General features: G+C 64.3%; 20 protein-coding genes. 13 read left to right on the top strand and 7 right to left on the bottom strand.

The window, feature by feature from the left end; translation table 11 throughout:
* Nucleotides 1–28: 28 nt before the first annotated feature.
* Genes AC3A43_RS10360 through AC3A43_RS10350 form a run of 3 tightly spaced genes read right to left on the bottom strand, consistent with a single transcriptional unit; the run spans nt 29 to nt 3,170 of the window.
* Entirely contained in the window at nt 29–688 is a 660-nt protein-coding gene (locus tag AC3A43_RS10360; RefSeq protein ID WP_487792463.1) for a TadE/TadG family type IV pilus assembly protein, read from the bottom strand.
* The gene (locus AC3A43_RS10355) at nt 685–1,221 is read right to left on the bottom strand and encodes a TadE family protein (RefSeq protein ID WP_487792462.1); all 537 of its coding nucleotides are present in this window, start codon (nt 1,219–1,221) and stop codon (nt 685–687) included. Before AC3A43_RS10355 ends, AC3A43_RS10360 begins: the two co-directional genes overlap by 4 nt.
* Nucleotides 1,218–3,170 (bottom strand): TadE/TadG family type IV pilus assembly protein, encoded by a 1,953-nt coding sequence (locus tag AC3A43_RS10350; protein ID WP_487792461.1) that lies wholly within the window; start codon nt 3,168–3,170, stop codon nt 1,218–1,220. The genes AC3A43_RS10355 and AC3A43_RS10350 overlap by 4 nt, the downstream gene beginning before the upstream one ends.
* 204 nt (nt 3,171–3,374) lie before the next feature.
* Here AC3A43_RS10350 and AC3A43_RS10345 point away from each other — a divergent pair, with 204 nt between their 5' ends.
* From AC3A43_RS10345 to AC3A43_RS10320, 6 genes are all read left to right on the top strand, one after another.
* Entirely contained in the window at nt 3,375–4,124 is a 750-nt protein-coding gene (locus AC3A43_RS10345) for a 16S rRNA (uracil(1498)-N(3))-methyltransferase (RefSeq protein WP_487792460.1), read from the top strand.
* Nucleotides 4,125–4,213: 89 nt separating this feature from the next.
* Complete coding sequence (locus AC3A43_RS10340) at nt 4,214–6,196, top strand: proprotein convertase P-domain-containing protein (RefSeq protein ID WP_487792459.1); 1,983 nt, start codon at nt 4,214–4,216, stop codon at nt 6,194–6,196.
* Nucleotides 6,196–8,244 carry a hypothetical protein gene (locus tag AC3A43_RS10335; RefSeq protein WP_487792458.1) on the top strand — a complete coding sequence of 683 codons (2,049 nt, stop codon included), beginning with the start codon at nt 6,196–6,198 and terminating at the stop codon, nt 8,242–8,244. Before AC3A43_RS10340 ends, AC3A43_RS10335 begins: the two co-directional genes overlap by 1 nt.
* Before the next feature lie 52 nt (nt 8,245–8,296).
* Nucleotides 8,297–9,670 (top strand): glutamate--cysteine ligase, encoded by a 1,374-nt coding sequence (locus AC3A43_RS10330; RefSeq protein ID WP_487792457.1) that lies wholly within the window; start codon nt 8,297–8,299, stop codon nt 9,668–9,670.
* Between the two features lie 157 nt (nt 9,671–9,827).
* Nucleotides 9,828–12,089, top strand: a complete 2,262-nt coding sequence (locus AC3A43_RS10325; RefSeq protein ID WP_487792456.1) for a TonB-dependent receptor — start codon at nt 9,828–9,830, stop codon at nt 12,087–12,089.
* A gap of 96 nt (nt 12,090–12,185) precedes the next feature.
* The gene (locus AC3A43_RS10320) at nt 12,186–12,485 is read left to right on the top strand and encodes a hypothetical protein (protein ID WP_487792455.1); all 300 of its coding nucleotides are present in this window, start codon (nt 12,186–12,188) and stop codon (nt 12,483–12,485) included.
* On the opposite strand, the gene AC3A43_RS10315 is transcribed toward AC3A43_RS10320, so the two are convergent.
* A complete protein-coding gene (locus AC3A43_RS10315) occupies nt 12,482–13,876 on the bottom strand; it encodes a methyltransferase family protein (RefSeq protein ID WP_487792454.1) in 1,395 nt (464 codons plus the stop codon). The genes AC3A43_RS10320 and AC3A43_RS10315 overlap by 4 nt on opposite strands.
* Nucleotides 13,877–14,116: 240 nt before the next feature.
* Between AC3A43_RS10315 and AC3A43_RS10310 the strand changes: the two genes are divergently transcribed.
* Nucleotides 14,117–15,343 carry a M23 family metallopeptidase gene (locus tag AC3A43_RS10310; RefSeq protein WP_487792453.1) on the top strand — a complete coding sequence of 409 codons (1,227 nt, stop codon included), beginning with the start codon at nt 14,117–14,119 and terminating at the stop codon, nt 15,341–15,343.
* Between the two features lies 1 nt (nt 15,344).
* Nucleotides 15,345–15,743: a bactofilin family protein gene (locus AC3A43_RS10305; RefSeq protein ID WP_487792452.1), complete on the top strand. Its 399-nt coding sequence runs from the start codon at nt 15,345–15,347 to the stop codon at nt 15,741–15,743.
* Here AC3A43_RS10305 and AC3A43_RS10300 read toward each other — a convergent pair.
* From AC3A43_RS10300 to AC3A43_RS10290, 3 genes are all read right to left on the bottom strand, one after another.
* Nucleotides 15,740–17,497 carry a sensor domain-containing diguanylate cyclase gene (locus tag AC3A43_RS10300; protein WP_487792451.1) on the bottom strand — a complete coding sequence of 586 codons (1,758 nt, stop codon included), beginning with the start codon at nt 17,495–17,497 and terminating at the stop codon, nt 15,740–15,742. The two genes, AC3A43_RS10305 and AC3A43_RS10300, sit on opposite strands and share 4 nt — an antisense overlap.
* Nucleotides 17,498–17,559: 62 nt before the next feature.
* Nucleotides 17,560–17,853, bottom strand: coding sequence for a DUF1905 domain-containing protein (locus AC3A43_RS10295; protein WP_487792450.1), 294 nt, complete (start codon nt 17,851–17,853; stop codon nt 17,560–17,562).
* On the bottom strand, nt 17,853–19,361 hold the full coding sequence (locus tag AC3A43_RS10290) for a YifB family Mg chelatase-like AAA ATPase (protein ID WP_487792449.1): 1,509 nt from the start codon (nt 19,359–19,361) through the stop codon (nt 17,853–17,855). The genes AC3A43_RS10295 and AC3A43_RS10290 overlap by 1 nt, the downstream gene beginning before the upstream one ends.
* A gap of 161 nt (nt 19,362–19,522) precedes the next feature.
* Between AC3A43_RS10290 and AC3A43_RS10285 the strand changes: the two genes are divergently transcribed.
* From AC3A43_RS10285 to AC3A43_RS10265, 5 genes are all read left to right on the top strand, one after another.
* Nucleotides 19,523–20,170: a TetR/AcrR family transcriptional regulator gene (locus AC3A43_RS10285; RefSeq protein WP_487792448.1), complete on the top strand. Its 648-nt coding sequence runs from the start codon at nt 19,523–19,525 to the stop codon at nt 20,168–20,170.
* A 73-nt stretch (nt 20,171–20,243) separates the two neighbouring features.
* The gene (locus AC3A43_RS10280) at nt 20,244–20,678 is read left to right on the top strand and encodes a VOC family protein (protein ID WP_487792447.1); all 435 of its coding nucleotides are present in this window, start codon (nt 20,244–20,246) and stop codon (nt 20,676–20,678) included.
* 25 nt (nt 20,679–20,703) lie between these two features.
* Nucleotides 20,704–21,120: a DoxX family protein gene (locus AC3A43_RS10275; protein ID WP_487792446.1), complete on the top strand. Its 417-nt coding sequence runs from the start codon at nt 20,704–20,706 to the stop codon at nt 21,118–21,120.
* Nucleotides 21,117–21,335 (top strand): DUF4287 domain-containing protein, encoded by a 219-nt coding sequence (locus tag AC3A43_RS10270; RefSeq protein WP_487792445.1) that lies wholly within the window; start codon nt 21,117–21,119, stop codon nt 21,333–21,335. The genes AC3A43_RS10275 and AC3A43_RS10270 overlap by 4 nt, the downstream gene beginning before the upstream one ends.
* A gap of 31 nt (nt 21,336–21,366) precedes the next feature.
* Nucleotides 21,367–22,326, top strand: a complete 960-nt coding sequence (locus tag AC3A43_RS10265; RefSeq protein WP_487792444.1) for an alpha/beta fold hydrolase — start codon at nt 21,367–21,369, stop codon at nt 22,324–22,326.
* Nucleotides 22,327–22,347 lie beyond the last annotated feature (21 nt).

The following is a 22,347-nucleotide window of genomic DNA, read 5'->3' as shown; positions in this document are numbered from 1 at the left end:
TGCGGGGAATAAATGCCGTTCGTGGCGGTCAGGCCGGACAGGTCGCGGCCGCGCCGGGGGCCTTGACCCCAGAGAGATCGCGCGACTCGCGAATATTGAAGGCCGCGACCGATTGGATCGTCTTGGCCCCCAGCCACTTCCCATAGAGCAAAGGTTCGTATTTATACGTCACTTCGACGAACATCACCGCGGTTCCGCCGGCCGCTGTGACCTCGCGCCCCGTCGCGCCCATGCCCTTGAAATCGACGCCCGTGATGCCCGTGCCCTCAGGCCCATATGCAGACCTGACGCTCAGATCGCCATAGCATCGCTGCCAGTGAATCCACTGGCCGCCATCCCTGTTCTGCTCGAGACTCGAGAGGATGATGCGGCCGCGTGTCTTGAAATCAAGGCCCGCGGCTTGCTTCTCCGCGCCCGAAAAGACCTCGTTGATGTCGATCTCGCGGATTTGCGGCAGCGTGAGATTGCTGCCCGCCGCGATGCGCGACGCATTGTCGGCCGTGTTCAGTCCCAACTGGCTGACGCGGGTATGGATCAGCGTCAGATTGGCAATCTCGAGCCCACCAAAGCCGACCAGCACGAGGAGGGGTATCGAGAAGGCCATTTCGATCAGAACGGACGCGCGATCGGCACCCGCGAGGCGCTTTGCCAGACCTCGCAGACGGCGTGGAATGAGGAGCCGGGTCATTCGCAAGTCTCCGGCGCAACTTCGCCGCCCGCCGCGAACGGCTGATTGCGAAGAATCGTGGTCGACGTCAGCGTCGTGTGAGTTGGCTGACCCAGCATGCTCCAGACGGGAAGGACGCGCTTGTAGCGCATCGATACCTGATACAGAACCACATCGTCCGCGCCGCCGTTGCCGCCTTTGCCGCCATCCTCGATACAGCCATCGGCATTCTTCCGCGGCTCCTGTATCTTGCTGAAATCGTCATAGGCGCGGCGCGAGAAACTGACGGTCGCACTGCTGAAAACTCGCTTCACCTCGGACGCGACATGTCCGTCGAGTTTCGACTGATCGTCGGCATAGATTTCGATCGTCGCATCGCGGCCCGCCTTGGCGACGACGCCCTGCAGCACTTGCTGCGCGTACATTTGCCAGCAATAGTCGAATATTCCCATCAGGATGAGAAGGAATACGGGCGCGGTCATCGCGAATTCGATGAGCGCGACACCGCGCTCATGGCGACGAAGGCGGCGTAGCAGGGCTTTGAAAGGGCTCATTGCGCCAGCCTCAGTTTCGAAATCTGGCGGGCGATCGACTGGAACTGCTGGTTGAGCTGCGCGGCATTTTCCGCCTCGAACGCCTGGCCCGACGAGGCGCAGGTATTGAGGTTTGTATTGGCGCCGACGCCGAAGGAGATGACCCAAACCGTCACGCCGCGCTGACGCGCAAACCGGCACAATTGCACGAAGCGATTATTGTGCCGCGCGATGGCGTTGTTTTCCTTGGCCGTGGCGGTGCTTCCCGTCGCGCCGATACGCGGCAGCGAGTTTTCATTGCCCTGGTGCGACAGATTGGTGGGTGGCGTCCGCATGTCGCCGTCGGTCATGAAAACGATGTGGCGGCTGATCGGGCGGCCATTATACGGCCCGTTTTCGGCGGCGAACAATCCTGTAGGCGAGATCAGGCGCGCGCCCCATGCCATGCCAGCATCATGATAAGTAAAGCCTTTCGGCTGGAGCGAGTTGATATAGGTCGAGAAGGTATTTTTGTCCGTCTTGGTCATCGTGGTCAGGTTCATTGCCGCAACCGGACAGGCCGCAGTATCGCCGCCCATCTGCGCGAAGCTGCTGGTCGAGCTCGAGGTGCCGAAGTAAGGCGTCGGCGAAGACCGGGGATAGGCGACGGCTGGCAGGAACAATTTCCATTTGGTGTCTTCGGGATTCTCCCCGAAATTGGTTGGCACCATGTCGATGTCCATGTCGAAGGCGTCGGCGGGCGCAGTTTCGTTCGCCGCGAACTCCTCGGTCTTGCGTTCGATGATGCAGCCCTGCCACGCAAGCGAAACGCCGGTGCCGGACGTACCGGTGTCGGCCTCATCAGGTTGCCCCGCCTTCGCTTTACGGGTGTCAATATCCCGGTCCTGATAAAGATATTTTTCGAACACTTCGACCTTGGTTTCGGTGGTCGTCGATACGTAGGTGCGGGTGAATTTCGCGTTCTTATATTCTTTTTGGCATTTCTTGCTGGCCCATCTGTAGCGGTAGGTCCGGTAGGTATAAAGTTGCGTCGTGTTGTAGGTTGTGACGCGCTTGCTGCCGTCTTCATATTGGCCGGTCTGGTTATAATTCGGCGATCCGCTTGGCGACGCTGTCGTATTCACGGGCGGCGTCAATGCATTGCATGCATTTTCGTCCTTGGCCGTAACCGTGCCGTTGCTCGTCCAGCTTGCGTCCAACGTCGTCGCGCTGTCGGTATATTCGGTGCTTGGTACCGTCTCCGGATTTCTATATTCCGTACGATAATAGGGCGTCCGCGACGGCAGCGAAGTCACGTCGTCCAGCCAGTCGGGATTCTTGGCATAGAGGATATGCCCGACATTGACCGACGAACTGTAGGGAACGACCCCGAACCGCAATCGCCCGTCGCCGACGTCAGCGTTGGTCAGCGTATCGAAAAAGTCGATCGACGCTTTGCGTAGCGCCACGATCTTGGTGTCGGTATCGGACGATTCGGCCTTGCTCGCCATCGATCCGGTCACGTCGAGCACCATCATGACATCGACGTTCGAGATTTCGAGTTTCGCAGTGCAATCGGCAGCCAGCGCGAACCGGTCCTTGCCAAAGATATACATCAGCGCGGTGGGCAGGTTCGCGGTCGCGCGACCCGTAACATCCGATGCTCCGGCCGCCCACGACGTAAAGGCAACGCTCTCGCTACCATATCTGCCGGCGGGAAAGTTGAAGCTGAACATCTTGCTCGCTTCGAGTTTCGAGGTATCCGAATAGGCGGTCCCGCCCATCGCGCGCCGCCCGGCAAGAACGCCCGCGTCGCACGCCTGCTGCAAACGCAGCTGCGTCATATAAGCGCGGCCGATATCGACCGCCGAACCGACGATACCGATGACCGGCACGATTGCCGCCGCGGTCAGCATGAACGCATTGCCGCGCTGGTCGCGCAAAAGCTTTGTGGCGCCGAGCCGCAGCCGGCTGAATACGGTCCCTCGCATGGCCTAAACCCCTCTTCGACCAACGACGCCCCCCACTAGATGGGCCGCTGGTACTCTCGCACCTAGGGGAGGACTGCTTACCAAAATGCTAATCGAGGCTGGTCGGATTGCGCCGGAGTGGCGGTTTTGACCCGGATCGGGACAGGGTCACTCGTCCTACGGCAAAGGATGCACAAAATATCGCCTTCTGTTATCGACTTGGCCATGCCCGCGATTCCTGCCTGGCCGCCTGCCAGCACACCCCGTTTGTTCGTCGACCTGCCGCTGGGGCCCGACGCTGCTCCGATGATCGACGGCCCCGCCGCGCATTATCTGCTCAACGTGATGCGGATGAAGGCGGGCGATCCGATCCTGCTGTTCGACAATATCAGCGGTGAATGGCTCGCGGTCGTCGCCGATTCGGCGAAACGGCAGCTGACGCTGCGCATCGAACGCCAGATGCGCGCGATCGAACAAGTCCCCGACCTGTGGCTCTGTTTTGCGCCGGTGAAAAAGGCGCGGCTCGACTGGATCATCGAAAAGGCGACCGAACTGGGGGTCGCGCGGCTGCAGCCCGTGATCACCGAACGCACGATCGTCGAGCGCGTCAAAAGCGAGCGGCTGGAAGCGCAGATCATCGAGGCGTGCGAGCAATGCGGACGCACCGCGCTCCCCACGCTCGCCGAACCCGTCAAATTGCCGCAGCTGCTGAAGGACTGGCCGACGGGTCGGGTGCTGCTGTTCGCCGACGAGGCGGGTGGCGCGCCGCTGGCCGACATTAACGCCCCCGCGCCCGCGGCGATCCTCACCGGGCCCGAAGGCGGCTTTACCGCGCGCGAACGCGAATTGCTGATCGCGCATGCCGCCGCCCGCCGTATCGCGCTTGGCCCGCGCATTCTTCGCGCCGAAACCGCAGCCATCGCAGCGGTCAGCCTGTGGATGGCGCAACATGGCGATTGGTCGGCGCGCGCCTGAGACGCCAAATCTGTCCCGCTACCGAACAGAAATGCCGCCAAGCTACCGATTTTAACCGCATATTAGCTATGGGCGGGCATAGCGGCCCAATGCAACGGCAGGACCAGAGCCGATATTGCTGGCGTGGGGGCCAGTGCGCGCAGTTTGTACGGGCCTTTCTGATGCTCGTCGGGCTGGCGTGGGCGCTCGCCTTCCGTCCGGCCGCGGCGCAGACGACGACCACTTACAGCAACACAATCACCGGCACGATCAGCGAAACAGCGACCGCGTGCACCAGTCCGATGGTGCGCAATTTTACCGTCACGGCCAACGCGCAGATCACCGATGTGAACATAGGAGTCCAGCTGGCGCATAGCTATCGCGGCGACCTTCGCGCGACGCTCGTTTCGCCGGCCGGCACCGTCGTCAACCTGATCACCAATGTCGGCACGTCGGCAGACAATCTGAACGTCCTGTTCGACGATAGTGCGGCCGCCAGCATCACGGCGCACACCACGAACGATAGCACGGCGACCGCGCCCCCCTATCAGCGCAGCTTCCGCCCCGAAGGGTCGCTCGCGAACATCAATGGCGAGGGGTCGGCGGGGACCTGGCAGCTCACCATCTGCGACTCGCTCAACGGCGACACCGGAAACTTTACCCGAACCGACCTGACGCTGACGACTGTGCCGATCGCGCCTTACGCCGATCTGTCGCTGACCAAGTCGGTCAGCAATGCCGCGCCGGCGTTCGGCGCCAGCATCAACTATGTGTTGAGCGTGACCAACGCGGGCGCATCGACGCTGACCGCGTCCGGGGTGACGGTGCAGGACACGCTGCCCGCGGGTTTCAATTTCACCGGCGCGTCGGGCTTTGGCAGTTACAACGGCACGACCGGCGTATGGACGGTGGGCAGCATTCCCCCCGGCACGACGCGCACCCTGACGATCAGCGGCACCGTCGCCGCGACGTCGGGCGCGACCGTCGCCAACATCGCCGAGGTCAGCGCCTCCTCAGCCTTCGATCCCGATTCGATCCCGGGCAATGGCACGGCGGGCGAGGATGATTTTGATAGCGCCAGCTTCACCGTCTCGGGCTCGCGCGTCGCCGGAACCCCGCCAACGCTCGTCTGCCCGGTCGGCACGACGGTCCACGACTGGGATGGCATCAGCTGGCCGGCGGGCACAACGGGCGGCAGCTACGCCCTGCCCGGCATCGGGACGATGAATTTCAATATCGCGATCAGCGGCGGCGCGCTCCTGAACAATGCGACCTATGGCGGCCAGTCGCCGACGCGCCAGAACGTCGTCACCGGCGGTATCGCGCCCGCTCAATTTTCGATCTTCCAGATCGCCGATTTCACCAGCCAGGCCGGCACGATAACATCGACGATCACGCTTCCGACCGCGGTCCCCGGCGCGCAATTCCGTCTGTTCGATATCGATTATGCCGCGGGCCAGTTCGCTGACCGCGTGACCGTGACCGGCAGTTTCAACGGATCGCCGGTCACCCCCAACCTGACCAACGGGGTCAGCAATTATGTCGTCGGCAACAGCGCCTATGGCGACGCGACATCGGCCGACGCCAGCGCGAACGGCAATGTCGTCGTGACCTTTGCCGCGCCGGTCGACACGATCATCGTCACCTATGGAAGCCACAGCCTGGCTCCGACCGATCCGGGACAGCAGGGCATGGCGGTCCACGACGTCACCTTCTGCCGCCCGACCGCCAACCTGACCATCGTCAAGACAAGCAGCGTCGTGAACGATCCGGTGAACGGCGCGACCGATCCCAAGGCAATCCCGGGCGCGACGATGCGCTACTGCATCCTCGTCACCAACAATGGCAGCGGCACCGCGACCGGCGTCAACGTCGCCGACGCGCTGCCCGCCAGCACGACCTTCGTCGCGGGTTCGCTGCGCAGCGGCACGAGTTGCTCCGGCGCGACAACCGTCGAAGACGACAATGCCAGCGGCTCGGACGAAAGCGACCCGTTCGGCGCGTCGATCACCGGCGCCAGCGTCGCCGCCGTGACGCCGGTACTGGCGCCAGCAAGCGCGATGGCGGTCGCTTTCGACGTGACGATCAACTGATGACCCGGCACCCTCGAACCCACCTAGCGCGACTGTGTGCCCTGATCGTCATCGCAGGATCGATGGCGGCCGCACCGGCGCAGGCGCAGCGCGTCATCGTCAACCCATCGTTCGAGGCCAACGATCCGCAAGGGCCGGGCGCGGCCAATTACGAAATCTATTCGAACGGGTCGGTCGTCGGGTGGGATTCGGCGTCGGGCGAAATCGAACTGTGGGACAGTAATTTCAACAGCGTCCCCGCCTATGCCGGTTCGGTGTTTGCCGAAATGAACGCCAATGTCCCCGGTGCGCTCTACCAGAATATCTGCATGGTCACCGGCGAGACGATCGGCTGGACCTTTGCTCATCGCGCGCGATCGGGCGGCCCCGCGACGCAGACCGCGCGGTTCCAGATCGCGAACAGTTCGGGCGCGCAGATCCAGGCGCTGGCGTCGCAGTCTTCGACGATCAACAATGTGTGGAACGTCAACACCGGGTCAACGACCTACACCGGTGCTTCGGGGATCCAGCGCGTCCAGTTCATCACGACCGACGCCGGCAGCATCGGCAATTTCCTCGACGACATCCGCATCACGCTGAACCCGTTCATCGAGCTCTCGACCGCGAGCGCGTCGGGGGTCGAATCGCTTGCGACCGCCAATCTTCCGACGCTCACTGTCAACGGCACGCTGTTCACGGCGCGCACGGTCAATGTCAGCATCACCGGCGGCACCGCGACGCGCGGCACCGACTATACGACGCCCGGCGGCGGCGCGACCTTCACCGTCACCATCCCCGCGGGCACTTACCAGAACACCGCCGTGCCGCTGGGCATCCAGATCGTCGACGACGCCGCGACCGAAAGCAGCGAGACGATCCAGATCGCGCTGAACAGCGGCACGGGCTACACCGTGTCGAGCACCACGAGCTGCGGTGGCGCGGCGCGGACGGCGAGCACCTATACGATCACCGACAATGACTCGCCCGTCGTTCTCGCGAAGAACTGGACGAACGGCATTGCGGGCGATGCGGTCGGCCTGTCGATTTCGGGCGGCCTCCTGCCCAGCGCGGGAACGTCGACCGTTGGCGGGGGCGCGACCAACGCGACGGCCGTGGCGACCCCCGGTTCGACGCTGACGCTGACCGAGGCGTACACGACGGGCAGCGCCGCCAATTACAACGGCAGTATCGAATGCCGGCGCAACAGCGACAATGTCGTCGTCGCGACCGCGGGCACGGGGCTCAGCCGCACCGTCGTCATGCCCTCGGGCACCTCGCTGACCTGCACTTGGACCAACAGCCGCAAATCGGCGACGCTGGTGGTGCGCAAGACATGGGCCAACGCCCAGACGACCAACGCCGTCACCGTCGCGACCAGCGGCCTGATCAACAACGCCAGCCTCGCGTCGGTTGCAAACAGCGCGAACGAGACCGACACCAATGCCGCGGTCACCGTCTACGCCGCCGAAAGCGCAACGCTGGCCGAGACCTTCACCGTCGGCAATGGCGCCAATTACGCACAGGCGCTGGCCTGCACGGGAAATACGGCGCCGCTTACGGGCAATGTGCTGACGGTCGATCCCGCCGACACCGCCATCGTCTGTACCTTCACCAACAGCTATATCGTGCCGCTGTCGATCGCGAAGACATCGCTCGCCTACAGCGACCCGGTGAACGGCCTGACCAACCCCAAACTGATCCCCGGCGGCTTTGCCAATTACAGCCTGACCATTACCGCCCCCGCGGGCACCAGCCCGTCGAACAACAGCGTGATCGTCACCGATGCGATCCCCGCGAACCTCAGCCTGTTCGTCGGCACCTACGCCCCCGGCCCCGGCCCGGTGCGCTTCACCGCCGGCAGCAGCGCGCTGACCTACAGCTTCGCCAGCCTCGCCAGCACAACCGACGATCTCGAGTTTTCGAACAATGGCGGCGCCAGCTGGACCTATGGCCCGAGCGCCGACGCCAATGGGGTCGATGCGACCGTCACCCATGTCCGCGTCCGGCCAAAGGGGTCGATGGCGCCGGGATCGAACTTCACGATCAACCTCCGCGCGCTAGTCAAATAGGGCCATTCCAACAGTCGATTGCTTTCTGTACCGAACCGTATAATGGCGCGATATGAGCACGCGCACCGCCTCGGACAGCAACGATCCCATCGTCGAAAGCCGCGACCAGCTCGCGGTCCCCATGATCAAGGGCGAAAAACCCAAGGACCGCTGGCGGATCGGCACCGAGCACGAGAAATTCGTCTATCGCACCGCGGACCACCGCGCGCCCAGCTATGACGAGCCCGGCGGCATTCACGACCTTTTGATGGCGCTCACCCGCTTCGGCTGGGAACCGGTGATCGAAGGCGGCAAGGTCATCGCGCTTGCGGGCAGCGACGGGACCGTCAGCCTCGAACCCGCGGGGCAATTGGAATTGTCCGGCGCCCCGCTCGAAAATCTCCACCAGACCTGCGCCGAAACCGGCCGCCACCTGAAACAGGTGAAAGAGGTCGGTGCCGAACTCGGCCTCGGTTTCCTCGGGCTCGGGATGTGGCCCGACAAGACGCGCGCCGAGCTGCCGATCATGCCCAAGGGGCGCTACAAGATCATGCTCGACCATATGCCGCGCGTCGGCAGCATGGGTCTCGACATGATGCTGCGCACCTGCACGATCCAGACCAATCTCGATTATTCGAGCGAAGCCGACATGGTGCAGAAATTCCGCGTCTCCCTCGCGCTGCAACCGATCGCGACCGCGCTGTTTGCCAGCTCCCCGTTCACCGAGGGCAAGCCCAACGGTTATATGTCGTACCGCAGCCATATCTGGACCGACACCGATCCCGCGCGCACCGGCATGCTGCCCTTCGTGTTCGAGGACGGCTTCGGTTACGAACGCTATGTCGACTATATGCTCGACGTGCCGATGTATTTCGTCTTCCGCGACGGCAAATATATCGACGCCGCGGGGCAGAGCTTCCGCGACTTCCTGAAAGGCGAGCTGCCGGCGCTGCCCGGCGAAAAGCCCCGCATCTCCGACTGGAACGACCATCTGTCGACCGCCTTCCCCGAAGTGCGCCTGAAGAGCTTCCTCGAAATGCGCGGCGCCGATGGCGGCCCGTGGAACCGCATCTGCGCGCTCCCGGCGCTGTGGGTCGGCCTCCTCTATGACCAGGGCGCGCTCGACGCGGCGTGGGATCTCGTCAAGGGCTGGAGCATCGAGGAGCAGCAGACGCTCCGCGACGCGGTCCCGAGCGAAGGCCTCGACGCCCCCGCCCCCGGCGGCGGCACGGTAGGCGAGCTTGCCCACCGCGTGCTCGACATCGCAGCAGCGGGCCTTGCGGCGCGCGGCGAGGTCAATTCGATGGGCGACAATGAAGTCGGCTTCCTCGAACCGCTGCGCCGCATCGCCAAGAACGGCAAATCGCCCGCGCACGACCTGCTTGATCGCTACGAGGGTCCGTGGGGCCACGATCTGTCGAAGATCTACGACGAACTGAGCTTCTAAGGGACGTTCGCGCCCCGAAAGTGCAGCAAAAACGCAACACCGCTGACACGAACGTCAGCGGTGCGCGCTTCGGCGATTGATCGCGCGCGCTCAGAGAGCCAAGAAGCGATCGGTTTTTCGCCTCTCCCATCTTCACCTCTGTTTCAGGAAGCTCGCCATGCGCCACTTTCCTTCCACTATTGCTATAAGCGTCGCCCTCGCAACCGCGGCCTGGGCCGCACCCGCCGCCGCCCAGGATACGGCTCCCGTCGCTGAAGACAGCGGCCTCGGCGACATCGTCGTCACCGCGCAGCGCCGCGAGGAAAGCCTGCAGGATGTGCCGGTTTCGGTCAGCGTGTTGTCGGGCGACACACTCGATGCGATCACCTCGACCGGGTCCGACGTGCGCGTGCTCGCGGGCCGTGTGCCCAGCCTCAACATCGAAAGCTCGTTCGGCAGGACCTTCCCGCGCTTCTACATCCGCGGGCTCGGCAACACCGATTTCGATCTCAACGCATCGCAGCCGGTCAGCGTCGTCTATGACGACGTCGTCCTCGAAAATCCGATCCTCAAGGGCTTCCCGATCTTCGACCTCGACCGCATCGAAGTGCTGCGCGGGCCGCAGGGCACCCTGTTCGGCCGCAACACGCCGGCAGGCATCGTCAAGTTCGACACCGTCAAGCCCGGCAAGACCGGCGGCTATGCGCGCGCCAGCTATGGCCGCTATGGTACCACGCAGGTTGAGATTGCGGCGGGCGCCGCCGACGACAATGGTTTCTCGGTCCGCCTGTCGACCTTGTTCCAGCATCGCGACAATTGGGTCGACAATGTCGCGACGACCAAGAAGAACGACCTCGGCGGCTATGACGACATCGCCGCGCGCCTCCAGCTCCAATATGAGAACGGCCCCTTCACCGGCCGCGTGACCGGGCAGGTCCGCATCTATGACGGCTCGGCGATCATCTTCCGCGCCAATACGCAGCTTCCAGGCAGCAACAAGCTCGTCGGCCTCGGCGGCGCGGGCACCGAGTTCAAGCGCGACGAAGTCTATCAGGACGGGCTGAACTTCCAGAAGCTCAACACCTACAACGCCGGGCTGAACCTTGAATATGATTTCGGGCCGGTGACGGCCTATTCGGTCACCTCCTACTGGAACGGCAATTTCCGCAGCCGCGGCGACATCGACGGCGGTTTCGGCGCGGTGTTCCTGCCGGTGTCGGGTCCGGGGCTGATCCCGTTCCAGGCGCAGAGCCAGGATAATGTCCCCAGCCTCGACCAGTTCACGCAGGAAATCCGCATCGCGTCGAACAACAGCGGCGGGCTCGGCTATCAATTCGGTGCCTTTTATTTCGACGAAAAGCTCGATATCTCCAGCTTCGAGTTCGGCGGCCCGACCGACGCCACGCCGTCGGCGATCGCGATCCAGCGTCAGGACAGCGAAGCCTACGGCCTGTTCGGCTCGGTCAATTACGCCTTCGACAATGGCTTCAAGCTGCAGGCCGGCGCGCGCTACAATCATGACACGCGCGATTTCGTCGCCTCGCGTCCGGTCGAAACGCGCCCCGCTTTCGTCGTAAGCCCGAACACCCCGGTCCCGCCACAGGCCGCCAAGGTCAAGGGCAAGCTGCTGACGTGGGACGCCAGCGCAACCTATGAAGCGTCGGACGCACTCACGCTCTACGCCCGCGTCGCACGCGGCTATCGCGCGCCGTCGGTGCAGGGTCGCCTGACCTTCTCGCGCACCATCTCGACCGCCGATCAGGAAGAGACGATGTCGTACGAAGCCGGGATCAAGACCGCTTTCCTCGACAACCGCGTCCGCTTCAACCTGACCGGCTATTATTTCGACACCAAGGATCTTCAGCTGACCGCGGTCGGCGGCACATCGAACGTCGCCAGCCTGCTCAACGTCGACGCCAAGGGCCATGGTATCGAGGCCGAATTGCAGGCGGCGCCGGCGAAGGGCCTGACCTTCTCAATCGGCGGCGCGTGGAACGTCGCCAAAATCGACGATGCCAACGCCTTTGTCGCGGGCTGCGGCTCGGCGACGCCGTGCACCGTGCTAGACCCGCCGCGCGCCGGCAGCCCGGGCATCTTCTCGATCGACGGCAACCAGTTGCCGCAGTCGCCGAAGTGGACGCTCAACTGGACCGCGGGCTATGAAATTCCTGTCGGCGACGGCGCGATCTATGCGTTCACCGACTGGTATTATCGTTCGAAGGTCGAGTTCTTCCTCTACCGCTCGGTCGAATTTTCGGACGACAAGCTGCTCGAGGGCGGCCTACGCGTCGGCTATCGGACCGACCGCTTCGACATCGCCGGCTTCGTTCGCAACATCACCAATGATGAATCGGCGACCGGCGGTATCGATTTCAACAATCTGACGAGCTACGTCAACGAACCCCGCATCTTTGGCGTCGAGGCGGGCTTCAAATTCTAAAAGCTTTCGATCCGCGCGGAATTTCGTTCCGCGCGGATCGGGCTTCGGTTCCAATTATTTCCATGTTATCATTGCCCTGTAATAATATGGGAGTCGATGATGCGCCGTTTGACCCTGGGCCTTCTTGCCACCAGCCTCCTCGCCACCGCCGCATCGGCCGCAGACATGCCTTCGCCCGCCGTGTTCGGCGTCATGGGCTATTCCGAGAATGTCCGAACCTATCCGTTTAGCCGCGACAACAGCCCCAAGGCGGTTCTGGAACGGCTCGACCGCTTGTGCGCCAGCAAGCGGCGCTCCGATCAGCAGCAATGCGAGCAGGCATGGCGCGCGATCAACGCGGCCTATGCCGAGCTGCAGGCCAAGCGCGCCGTCGCGGCCGGCGCGGTGAAAGATTAAGCGACTGGCCCGACGCGTTCGTCGGGCTCAAGCCGTATAAGGGGACGCTTGCGGCCTGTTATCCGCGTGAAAAGGCGTGGTATAAAAGCGTGCTCCTGCGCCCAGTTCCAATAGGCCTGGTACGCCGGATCGGCGAGGAGATGTTTCTCCTCGGTCTTGGCACGCCAGTAATAGATGCCGCTGACCAGCCCGAGCAGGATGACGTTGCGCGCGCCCTCGACCCAGCCGCCTGCGGTGACGAGGAAGGGGAGCGACCCGACCCACCAGCTGAGATTCTTCGAAATATAGGCCGGGTGCCGCGTGAAGGCATAAGGTCCGTGCGTGATGACGCCGCGATGCGTCAGGTTCGAAAAGCGGATGCCGAACGCCATCGTCGCCCAGCTGTAGATCGCCGTGAGCAACACCAGCACCACGCCCCAGACGATCAGCCAATTCTCATGGCCGGCAAGCCAATACCCCCAGTCCGAGCCGCCCACCTGATAATCGAGCGGGCCGCCGTTCATCAGGATGAAGGGCGGGTAGCAGACCAGCGCCGCGACCCAAGCCATGCCATAGGGATTCGCGGTGCGGATATGCGCGTCGAGCGGCTTTAGCGTCAGGATATAGCCGACGGTCGCGATATGGACGTCGATCAGATAGAGGAAATTGATTGCCCAGAGCCCGGTCATATAGGGATTGGCAAGCACCTCGCTCATGGGCACCGTGACCAGCGCCGAAAAATTGCCGGGCACGATCGACAGCATGAAGGCGGTGAAAAATCCCTTCACCGCCCAGGCGCGCAGATGGTGGCCGACCGCACGACCATCGACCGGTTGCCCGGGTGCAACCAGCCAACGCCCGAACTGATAGCAACCGTCGCGCGGCTCGATCATGCGTCGGTCGAGCCACAGCATATAGGGCACCGAAACGAGCAGCAGCCACGGCGCGACGGTTTCGAGCAGGTTCATCGAAAAGGCGTAATTGCCCTCCCAATAATAGCGCATCGTCGCATAGATCAGCGCGATCAGCCCCCAGGTTGCCCACATGCCCGCGAGCTTGGTCAGGCTGATGTCGAGCGTCTCCCGCCACGGACGGCGCTGCGCCCAGTCGATGCCCGTCGACGGATTGCGATGCACCTTGTCGACGAAGATCGACCACAGCACCATCGGGCCGCCGCAAGCCAGCACGCTGGCGATCGCCGAGTTCGGGCCGTTCATAGCCCCGCGATCGCCCCAATCGACGCCGAGGAACGCCGCGATCTCGGGCGCGAAACGCGCGATCAGCAAGTAGCTTACCAGTCCCCCGAGCCCGACGATACCGACCCCGGCGCTGACCGCCGAACGCGGACGGACGGCGACCGGTCCCGGCTGGCTGGCCGATTCGTGTGTCTCGGATGAAGCAGATTTCGCCATGATATTCACCCGCTTAGCCCTACCCAAAAATGGTAAGCAAGCCGTCAATATAATCAGCCGATTCGCAGGCTATTTCCTGCCAAAATGGCCGCGTTCCGGCCGTTTGACACCGTTCACCGCATGTTGGTTTCGACTCAGCCCGAGTCGCCCCGCAAAGATTCGCGCCGCCAAGGTCCGCCTGATACAGCGCGCATCAATCGGGGCGGAGGGCTCCTAAAACAAACAAGATGGGGTCGCCACTTGTCATCGAAAAATTTGGGTCTGCGCGATTTGCGCCAGCGTTTTTCTGCGCTGTTTCAAGACCATGAAATCTTCGTTCGTACGCACGGACATGTCCGTTTTCTGCGTGTCAGCGCGGTCTGGCAAAAGCGCGTCGCGCTGATCGCCGCGATTGTGCTGCTCGCATGGGCCGGCGCCACGCTGGCGGTGCTCGTCAATCAGCTGCTCTCGTCGGGTGAGCGTGCCGCGGTCGCACAGCAGCAAGCCGCCGCCGCCGCGTCCGAAGCGCGCATCGCCAAATATCGCGACAATGTCGCCGAAACCGCCGCCGATCTCGAAGACCGGCAGGAACAACTCGAAGAATGGTCGAAGGTTCACTTCGGCGTCGAGCCCGCGGCGGTGACGCCCGAAATCGGCACCGAAGGCACCGCTCCGGCGGCCGAAAAGGCGCCGCTCAAGATCAGCCAACTTGAAAATAGCGCAACGATCGACCCCAATTTGCCCCCCGAAGCGCAAGTCCTCGCCCGGCTCGAAGCGCGGCAGGAAGGTTTCGCGGCGCGCTTGCTGACCGCCGTCAACGAACGCGCGGCAAAGGCCGAAGGCGCCGTTGCCAAGCTCGGCATGAACCCCGCCGCGCTGGTTCGCAACGCCGCGGCCGGCCGAGGTGGACCGTTCATCCCCTATCGTGGCCGCGCCGGCCGCGCGAGTTCGCTCGGCAAGTCGTTCGCCGCGCTTGAAAGTGCGCTCTTCCGCATGGAAGTGCTCGAACGCACGCTCGTTGCGATCCCGTCGGGCCAGCCCGCGAATGTGCTGATGCTCTCGTCGAGCTTCGGTTATCGCAGCGACCCGTTCACCGGCGCCGGGGCGATGCACTCGGGGCTCGATTTCCCCGGCCCGATGGGCACCCCGATCCTTGCCGCCGCCCCCGGCCGCGTCGTCTATGTCGGGCAGAAGTCCGGGTACGGCAATGTCGTCGAGGTCGATCATGGCCAGGGCATCCTGACCCGCTACGCCCACTTGTCGGGCTTCACATCGACCGTCGGTGCGCAGGTTGCCGCGGGCCAGCAGATCGCCAAAATGGGCTCGACCGGCCGTTCGACCGGCAGCCACCTGCATTTCGAAGTCCGTTTGAATGGCGTCGCGGTAAACCCGCGCCGCTTCCTGGAGGCCAAAGCCGATGTTCTCGAAGTCAAAGACGACGCAAGGCAGCGAGTCGGTTCCGTCGCTGCCGTCCGCGGTGCCCGCTAAGATGGCGACCGGTGCCCGCCACACCACCTTTTCGATCCTTGGATCCGACGTCGTCATCACCGGCAATGTCGCCGCCAGCGTTGATCTGCACGTCGACGGCAAGATCGACGGCGATCTGAAATGCGCCAACCTCGTCCAGGGCGAGGCAAGCGAAATCAAGGGTTCGGTTATCGCCGAGACCGCAAAGATCGCCGGCCTGCTCGACGGCGCGATCGAGGCCAAGACGCTGATCGTCCACGCCACGGCGCGGATCACCGGCGACGTCACCTACGAAAATATCACGATCGAAAATGGCGGCAAGGTCGAAGGCAAGCTGAGCCATCGCCGCCACGGCGCCGCGGCAAAGGCGCCGCCGCCGCTGGAAATCGTCGAGAACAAGTCAGCGTCGGCCGGCCTCTAATTCGATATCGCGACCTCGCGGTCGGATGTTTGTCCACCGGCGCCTTGGTGTCGCTGGACGATAACCTTGTTACGTCCGCCGCGTTTCGCATCATAAAGTGCTTCGTCGGCCAGCCGGTATAGCTGCCGGAAATCGCAGGCGGGCCGCACTTCGGCGACGCCGACGCTCGCGGTGACCAATCTTTCGCCGACCGCTTCGCTATGATCGCACGCGCCGATGCCGCGGCGGATGCTCTCGGCAAAACGATTGAGGATGATCCCCTCCATCCCGATCGTCAGCAGGCCGAACTCCTCTCCGCCGAGCCGCGAGACGGTGCACATCGGCCCTTCCCAGCGCTCGATCCGGCGCGCGATACCGCACAGCACCGCGTCGCCCGCGTCATGACCAAAAATATCGTTGATCGACTTGAAACGGTCGATGTCGACGAGCAGCAACGCCGCTGGAAGATTGTCGGCGCGCGCGCGTTCGAGCAGCGGCGTCACGCTCTCGACGAAGCCTCGGCGATTGGGCAGCCCGGTCAGCGGATCGCGCCGCGCCAGCTGCTGCGCCTGCGCTTCGCCGCTGCGCGCATGGTCGCGTTCGATCCGCAGGTGCGCGAGCCGGCGCGTTGCCGCAGCGGCGAGCCACAGCGCCTGCCAGGTTGCGGCAACGAGCACGAGCAGCTTCGATCCGCCACCCCAGAAACCATTCTCGACATCGACGATGTGGATGAAGGCGAGGATCGCCATGGGCAGACCCCACGCCGCCAGAAAGTCGCGCGCTTCGACCGATCCGCGCCGCCATGCCCAGCCAAGATAGATGGCGACCACCAGAAGATCGGCGATGATGACCAGCCCCAATATGTCGGCAAGCGGCCCTAGGCTGCCGCTGCGTATCAATGCCAGCGGAATTCCCGCGACCCCAACGCCCAAGCCGAGGGCCAGCGCGATCGTCCGGAGCCATTTCGGCACCATGGCCCGATCGACGGCCATCACCGCGCTCAACGTGGCGACGGCAATCGCGAGACACGCGAGGAAGGTGCCGACTTGCGCCGACAAGGTGCCGGCCATTCCCGGCACGAGCGCCAAATGCATCTGGGACCAGAAGGTGCCCCAAAGCAGCATCGTCCCCGACCACGCCGCCTGCCACGCCAGATATTGGCGGCGCACCGCAACGGCGAGCGAGAGGCTGTAAATACAGCTGACGAGCAGAAGCGTAAGTGCGGCACCGACCGCGGCGGCCATGCCGGCCGACTGCATCGCCGCCTCTGCCTTCGGCACCAGCCTTGCGCGCACAAAGACATGGCTGGCGAGCCGGTCGAAGCGCATCGTCGCCGCGGTCAGCGGCACCCCGCGTTCGGGCGCTTCAAACAGGATTTGCCCGCCGACGCGCCAATGCGACCCGTAACGGCCCTGCCGCACCTGCTGCCAGCGCGTTGCACCGTCGGCATAAGAGAAGGCGACCGCCAGCCGATCGAACCGCGACTGATGAACCATCAGCGCGATGTCGCTGCGCCTGCCGCCGCGAGCGTCGATCGGCACGCGCAGCCAGAGGCTCCCTTGCTGATAGTCCGCCGGCGATGCGCGACATGAGAAACGAAGCGTCGAAAGGCTGTCGTCGGGCGCCGCAATATCGCTCTGCGCGTGACAAAGGTCGCGGTCGATGTCGAGCGCCATCGCCGCTGCCGGCGCGGCGCAGAGCGCGAGCACAAGCAGAGCGAAGCCGAGCACGAGCCGGCCGCACAGGTTCGCAAAAAGATCGCCCGCCACAGTCATCGGTGCCCCATCGCACAAATATGTTGGAAAATGTTTAGCATCATTGGACGGGTGGCGCGACGTTAACGGCGGCCGACCTGTATCGTGACCCGGACCCGGTCGCCCACCCCGACCGCTTCGGACCGCTGAACCGCGACCTTGATCGGCAGCAAATAGGTGCCGTCGCGCGGGAAAAGCGATGTTGCGAACACCGTTTTCCCGACCGTCGCCGCCACCGGCACGACGCCCCAGCCATAGCTTTCGGTCATCGCGGCATACCGAATGGCGCCCACATGCTCGTCGGGAACCCGAGCAAAAAGGAACGGTGCCGGCCCGCGCCATTCGATGATCGCGGCCTCGAAAACGACCTCTTCCATCAGTTCCTCGGCGCCTGCCGCCGATAGCTCAGCGCTTCGGCGATGTGGATGCGCCCGATGTCCGCGGTGCCCGCAAGGTCGGCGATCGTGCGCGCCACGCGCAAGATTCGCGTATAGCCGCGCGCCGACAGCCGCATCGCTTCGGCAGCCTGCGCGAGCAGCTTGCGTCCGGCATCGTCGGGGGTCGCGACCGCTTCGAGCAGTTCGCCATCGATCTCGGCGTTGGTGCGCGCCTTGTGCCCGGCGTAGCGCGCGGTCTGGATCGCGCGCGCGGCGGCGACGCGCGCGGCGACCTCGGCGCTGCCTTCGGCGGGGGGCGGCAGGACGAGGTCGGCGGCGCTCACCGCCTGCACCTCGACATGCAGATCGATACGGTCGAGCAGCGGCCCCGACAGCTTCGCCTGATAATCGACGGCGCAGCGCGGCGCGCGGCTGCACGCGAGCGCGGGGTCGCCGAGATGGCCGCAGCGGCATGGGTTCATCGCGGCGACAAGCTGCACCCGCGCCGGGAAGGTCACATGCGCATTGGCGCGTGCGACGCTGACCTCGCCGGTTTCGAGCGGCTGGCGCAGCGAATCGAGCACCCCGCGCTGGAATTCGGGCAATTCGTCGAGGAACAGCACGCCGAGATGCGCGAGGCTGACCTCGCCCGGGCGCACCCGCAGTCCGCCACCGACGAGCGCGGGCATCGACGCCGAATGATGGGGGCTGCGAAACGGCCGCGCGCGGAGGAGGCGCCCGCCCTCAAGCTGTCCCGCGACCGACGCGATCATCGACACCTCGAGCGCTTCGGCGGGGGTAAGGTCGGGGAGGATGCCGGGCATGCACGACGCCATCAGCGATTTTCCCGCCCCCGGCGGACCCGACATCATCAGATTATGTGCGCCCGCCGCGGCAATTTCGAGCGCGCGCTTTGCCGTCTCCTGCCCCTTCACCTGACGCAGATCGACCGTGCGCGCCGGGATTTCGACCTCACCCGGCACCGGGGGCGACAGTAGGGCATTGCCCTTGAAATGATTGAGCAGCGAGAGGAGATCGGGCGCGCCGAGCACCTCGACATTGCCCGCCCACGCCGCCTCGGGGCCCTGCACAGCGGGGCAGATCAGCCCGCGCTCGATGCTGCTCGCATGGATCGCCGCGAGCAGGACCCCGGGCGACGCCGCAACGCGCCCGTCGAGCCCAAGCTCGCCGACGACCACATAGGAGGCGAGTGTCTCGGCATCGATCACCCCCATCGCTCCGAGCAGTGCGAGTGCTATCGGCAGATCGTAATGCGACCCTTCTTTCGGCAGGTCGGCGGGCGACAGGTTGACGGTGATGACCTTGGGCGGGAGCGACAGCCCGATCGCGGCGATGGCGGCGCGGACGCGTTCGCGGCTTTCGCCGACCGCCTTGTCGGGCAGGCCGACGACGACGAAGCGCGGCACGCCCGGCGTGATCTGGCACTGTACCTCGACCCCGCGCGCGTCGATGCCCAGATAGGCAGTGGTTGAAACGACTGCGACCATGTTCCCCCCGGAACAGCACCTATGTGCCCCCTTTGTTCCAAACCTTCTTTAGGCCAGACGGCGGGAAGGTCGAGTCTTTTTGCAACTTCTCGATCGTTGCGCACATCGCGAAGGATGTTCGGGATTTGACAGCATACCAACTAGTCGGTATGTCGATTCGCATGACGCCGAATCAAACCTCGCCTGACACCTCGCCAACCCGCGCTCCGCGGGGCAGCGCGCGCGCCAAGTTGATTGCCGCAGCCCATGCCACGGTGCGCAAGCAGGGCTATTCAGCGACGACGGTCGATCAGATCTGCGCGGCGGCAGGGGTGACCAAGGGCGCCTTCTTCCATCACTTTGCATCGAAGGAAGAGCTGGCGGTCGCCGCGGCCGAGGGCTGGACCGAGCGTGCACGGCCGATGTTCGAACTCGCACCGCATGTGAAGCTCGAAGACCCGCTCGACCGCCTGCTCGGCCATATCGATTTCCGCCTGGCGATGCTCGACGGCCCGACCGAGGATTACACCTGCTTCGTCGGGACGATGGTGCAGGAAGCCTATTCGACCAACGACCGCATTCGCGCCGCGTGCGAGGCGAGCATCAACGCCTATTGCGAAGCGCTGGCACCCGATATTGCCGCGGCGATGGAGGTTTACGGGGTGCCCGAGGACGTCACCGCGATCGGTCTGGCGCAGCATGTCCAGTCGGTATTGCAGGGCGCCTTCGTTCTGGCGAAAACGACGAACGATCCGGCGATTGCGCGCGGCACCGTCACCCATTTGAAGCGTTATGTCCGGATGCTGTTCGACAGCGGAGGAGCGTCATGACGCGGCGCGTAATTGCCCCCGCGCGCCGCGCCCGCTGACTTCAACAATCAACACCCCCAAAGGAGAGAAGACGATGCCCCAGATGATTTTCGTGAACCTGCCGGTCGCCGACCTCGATAAGTCGAAAGCCTTTTACGAAGCGGTCGGCGCGGCGAACAACCCCGCCTTCACCGACGAAACCGCCGCGTGCATGGTGGTTGAAGAGGGTTCGATTCACGTCATGCTGCTGACGCATGAAAAATGGGCGACCTTTACGTCGAAGACGATCCCCGACGCGCACACGACCGCGCAGGTCCTGATCTGCGTGTCGGCCGACAGCCGCGACGCGGTCGACGGACAGGTCGACAAGGCGGTCAAGGCCGGCGGCAAGGCCGACCCGACTCCGACGCAGGATTATGGTTTCATGTACGGCCGCAGCTTCGAGGATCCCGATGGTCATATCTGGGAAGTGATGTGGATGGACCCGACCGCGATCCCCGCCGGAGAACCTGCCGAAGCATCGGCATAACCAGATCATAGGGAGGAGGAAGAGGATGACCGATAGTGCTCCCAATAAGGGCCCGTTGATTGCCGGCCGCGTTTTGAGCGGCCTTGTGATCCTCTTCCTGCTCTTCGACGCCGGGCTGAAGCTGGTGTCGCCCGAAACGGCGATCAAATACACCCCGCCCAGCCTCGGATGGCCGCTCAACGTCCCGACGATGACGATGCTCGCCGTCCTGCTGCTGATCCCGACCCTGCTTTACATCTGGCCGCGCACCGCGATCCTCGGTGCCATCCTGATCACCGGCTATCTCGGCGGCGCGATCGCCACCCATGTGCGGATCGGCAGCCCGCTGTTCAGCCACTGCCTGTTCGGCGTCTACCTCGGCCTGATGCTGTGGGGCGGTCTGTGGCTGCGCGACCCGCGGCTCCGCGCGCTGATCCCTCTGCGGGCAGGAGCAGGCGCATGAGCTTTCAGGCCTATATCGACAATGTCGAAAGCAAGACCGGCAAATCGGCCGAAGAGCTGAAGAGCCTCGCGATCGACAAGGGCCTCGCCGACCAAAGCGGCCTCGCCCCCGGCATCAAGGCCGGCGCGATCATCGACTGGCTGAAGGCCGATTATGATCTGGGCCACGGCCACGCGATGTCGATCGTCGCCTGGATCAAAGGCAAACGGTCCTAGTCTCCGTCCTTAGAATAAGAGGAAACGTCCGATGACAAATCTCTCCTCCCGCCGGAGCCTTGCGCCTGCGATCGCGCTGCTCGCCGCGGCGACCACCGTTGCTGCCGTGCCGCAGCCGGCGCGGGCGCAGACACCCACGACCACCCCGGCCGCCGCGCCGGCGAAGGCCAAGGCCGCCGACGCCGATGTGAACGGCACGCGTATCCATTACCAGCTGCACGGCGACCTCGCCGCGGGCAAGACCCCGCTGCTCGTGCTCCACGGCGCCTTCATGTCGAGCGATGCGATGAAGTCGCTGATCGATCCGCTGGCCGCGACGCGCCCGGTGATCGCAATCGACGCGCGCGGCCATGGCCGTTCGGGCGGGGTCGACGGCAAGCTGAGCTATGACCAGATGGCCGACGATGCCGCCGCGGTTCTCGCGAAGCTCGGCGTGAAACAGGCCGACGTGCTCGGCTATTCGATGGGCGCATCGACGGCGATCGCGCTGGCGGTCCGCCACCCCGGGCAGGTCGGCAAGCAGGTCATCCTGTCGGGAACGTCGCGGCTCGACGGCTGGTATCCCGAAGTGCTGGCGGGGATCGCAGAGCTGACCCCCGCGACATTCGCCGGCAGCCCGATCGAGACGGGGTACAGGAGCCTGTCGCCGACGCCTGACAAATTCCCCAAACTGGTCGAGAATATCAAGACGCTCGACGCGACGCCCTTCGCCTATTCCGACGAGCAGGTCCGCGCGATTCCGGGCAAGACGATGGTGATCATCGGCGATGCCGACGGCGTCACGCTCGACCATGCGATCGCCTTGTTCAAGCTGCGCGGCGGCGGCGACATTGCCGCGGCGACGCAGGGTTTCATGACCGAAGCGCCGAAGGCGCGGCTCGCGATCCTGCCCGCGACATCGCACATCGGGATCATGAGCGAGGTGCCCGCGATCGTCGCGACGGTCGTGCCGTTCCTCGACGATACCGCGCCCCCGATGCCGACCTTTTAATTCCACCCGACACGATCAAAG

The organism is Sphingopyxis sp. Soil_C_28, assembly GCF_057657055.1.
Note: the sequence above shows the minus strand (reverse complement) of the source record. Positions and strands in the feature narration are given on the sequence as shown.

Excerpts from the sequence above, each read along its gene's own strand:
- AC3A43_RS10360 (WP_487792463.1), bottom strand. The coding sequence starts at position 688 with ATGACCCGGCTCCTCATTCCACGCCGTCTGCGAGGTCTGGCAAAGCGC.
- AC3A43_RS10355 (WP_487792462.1), bottom strand. The coding sequence starts at position 1,221 with ATGAGCCCTTTCAAAGCCCTGCTACGCCGCCTTCGTCGCCATGAGCGC.
- AC3A43_RS10350 (WP_487792461.1), bottom strand. The coding sequence starts at position 3,170 with ATGCGAGGGACCGTATTCAGCCGGCTGCGGCTCGGCGCCACAAAGCTT.
- AC3A43_RS10345 (WP_487792460.1), top strand. The coding sequence starts at position 3,375 with ATGCCCGCGATTCCTGCCTGGCCGCCTGCCAGCACACCCCGTTTGTTC.
- AC3A43_RS10340 (WP_487792459.1), top strand. The coding sequence starts at position 4,214 with ATGCAACGGCAGGACCAGAGCCGATATTGCTGGCGTGGGGGCCAGTGC.
- AC3A43_RS10335 (WP_487792458.1), top strand. The coding sequence starts at position 6,196 with ATGACCCGGCACCCTCGAACCCACCTAGCGCGACTGTGTGCCCTGATC.
- AC3A43_RS10330 (WP_487792457.1), top strand. The coding sequence starts at position 8,297 with ATGAGCACGCGCACCGCCTCGGACAGCAACGATCCCATCGTCGAAAGC.
- AC3A43_RS10325 (WP_487792456.1), top strand. The coding sequence starts at position 9,828 with ATGCGCCACTTTCCTTCCACTATTGCTATAAGCGTCGCCCTCGCAACC.
- AC3A43_RS10320 (WP_487792455.1), top strand. The coding sequence starts at position 12,186 with ATGATGCGCCGTTTGACCCTGGGCCTTCTTGCCACCAGCCTCCTCGCC.
- AC3A43_RS10315 (WP_487792454.1), bottom strand. The coding sequence starts at position 13,876 with ATGGCGAAATCTGCTTCATCCGAGACACACGAATCGGCCAGCCAGCCG.
- AC3A43_RS10305 (WP_487792452.1), top strand. The coding sequence starts at position 15,345 with ATGGCGACCGGTGCCCGCCACACCACCTTTTCGATCCTTGGATCCGAC.
- AC3A43_RS10300 (WP_487792451.1), bottom strand. The coding sequence starts at position 17,497 with ATGACTGTGGCGGGCGATCTTTTTGCGAACCTGTGCGGCCGGCTCGTG.
- AC3A43_RS10295 (WP_487792450.1), bottom strand. The coding sequence starts at position 17,853 with ATGGAAGAGGTCGTTTTCGAGGCCGCGATCATCGAATGGCGCGGGCCG.
- AC3A43_RS10290 (WP_487792449.1), bottom strand. The coding sequence starts at position 19,361 with ATGGTCGCAGTCGTTTCAACCACTGCCTATCTGGGCATCGACGCGCGC.
- AC3A43_RS10285 (WP_487792448.1), top strand. The coding sequence starts at position 19,523 with ATGACGCCGAATCAAACCTCGCCTGACACCTCGCCAACCCGCGCTCCG.
- AC3A43_RS10280 (WP_487792447.1), top strand. The coding sequence starts at position 20,244 with ATGCCCCAGATGATTTTCGTGAACCTGCCGGTCGCCGACCTCGATAAG.
- AC3A43_RS10275 (WP_487792446.1), top strand. The coding sequence starts at position 20,704 with ATGACCGATAGTGCTCCCAATAAGGGCCCGTTGATTGCCGGCCGCGTT.
- AC3A43_RS10270 (WP_487792445.1), top strand. The coding sequence starts at position 21,117 with ATGAGCTTTCAGGCCTATATCGACAATGTCGAAAGCAAGACCGGCAAA.
- AC3A43_RS10265 (WP_487792444.1), top strand. The coding sequence starts at position 21,367 with ATGACAAATCTCTCCTCCCGCCGGAGCCTTGCGCCTGCGATCGCGCTG.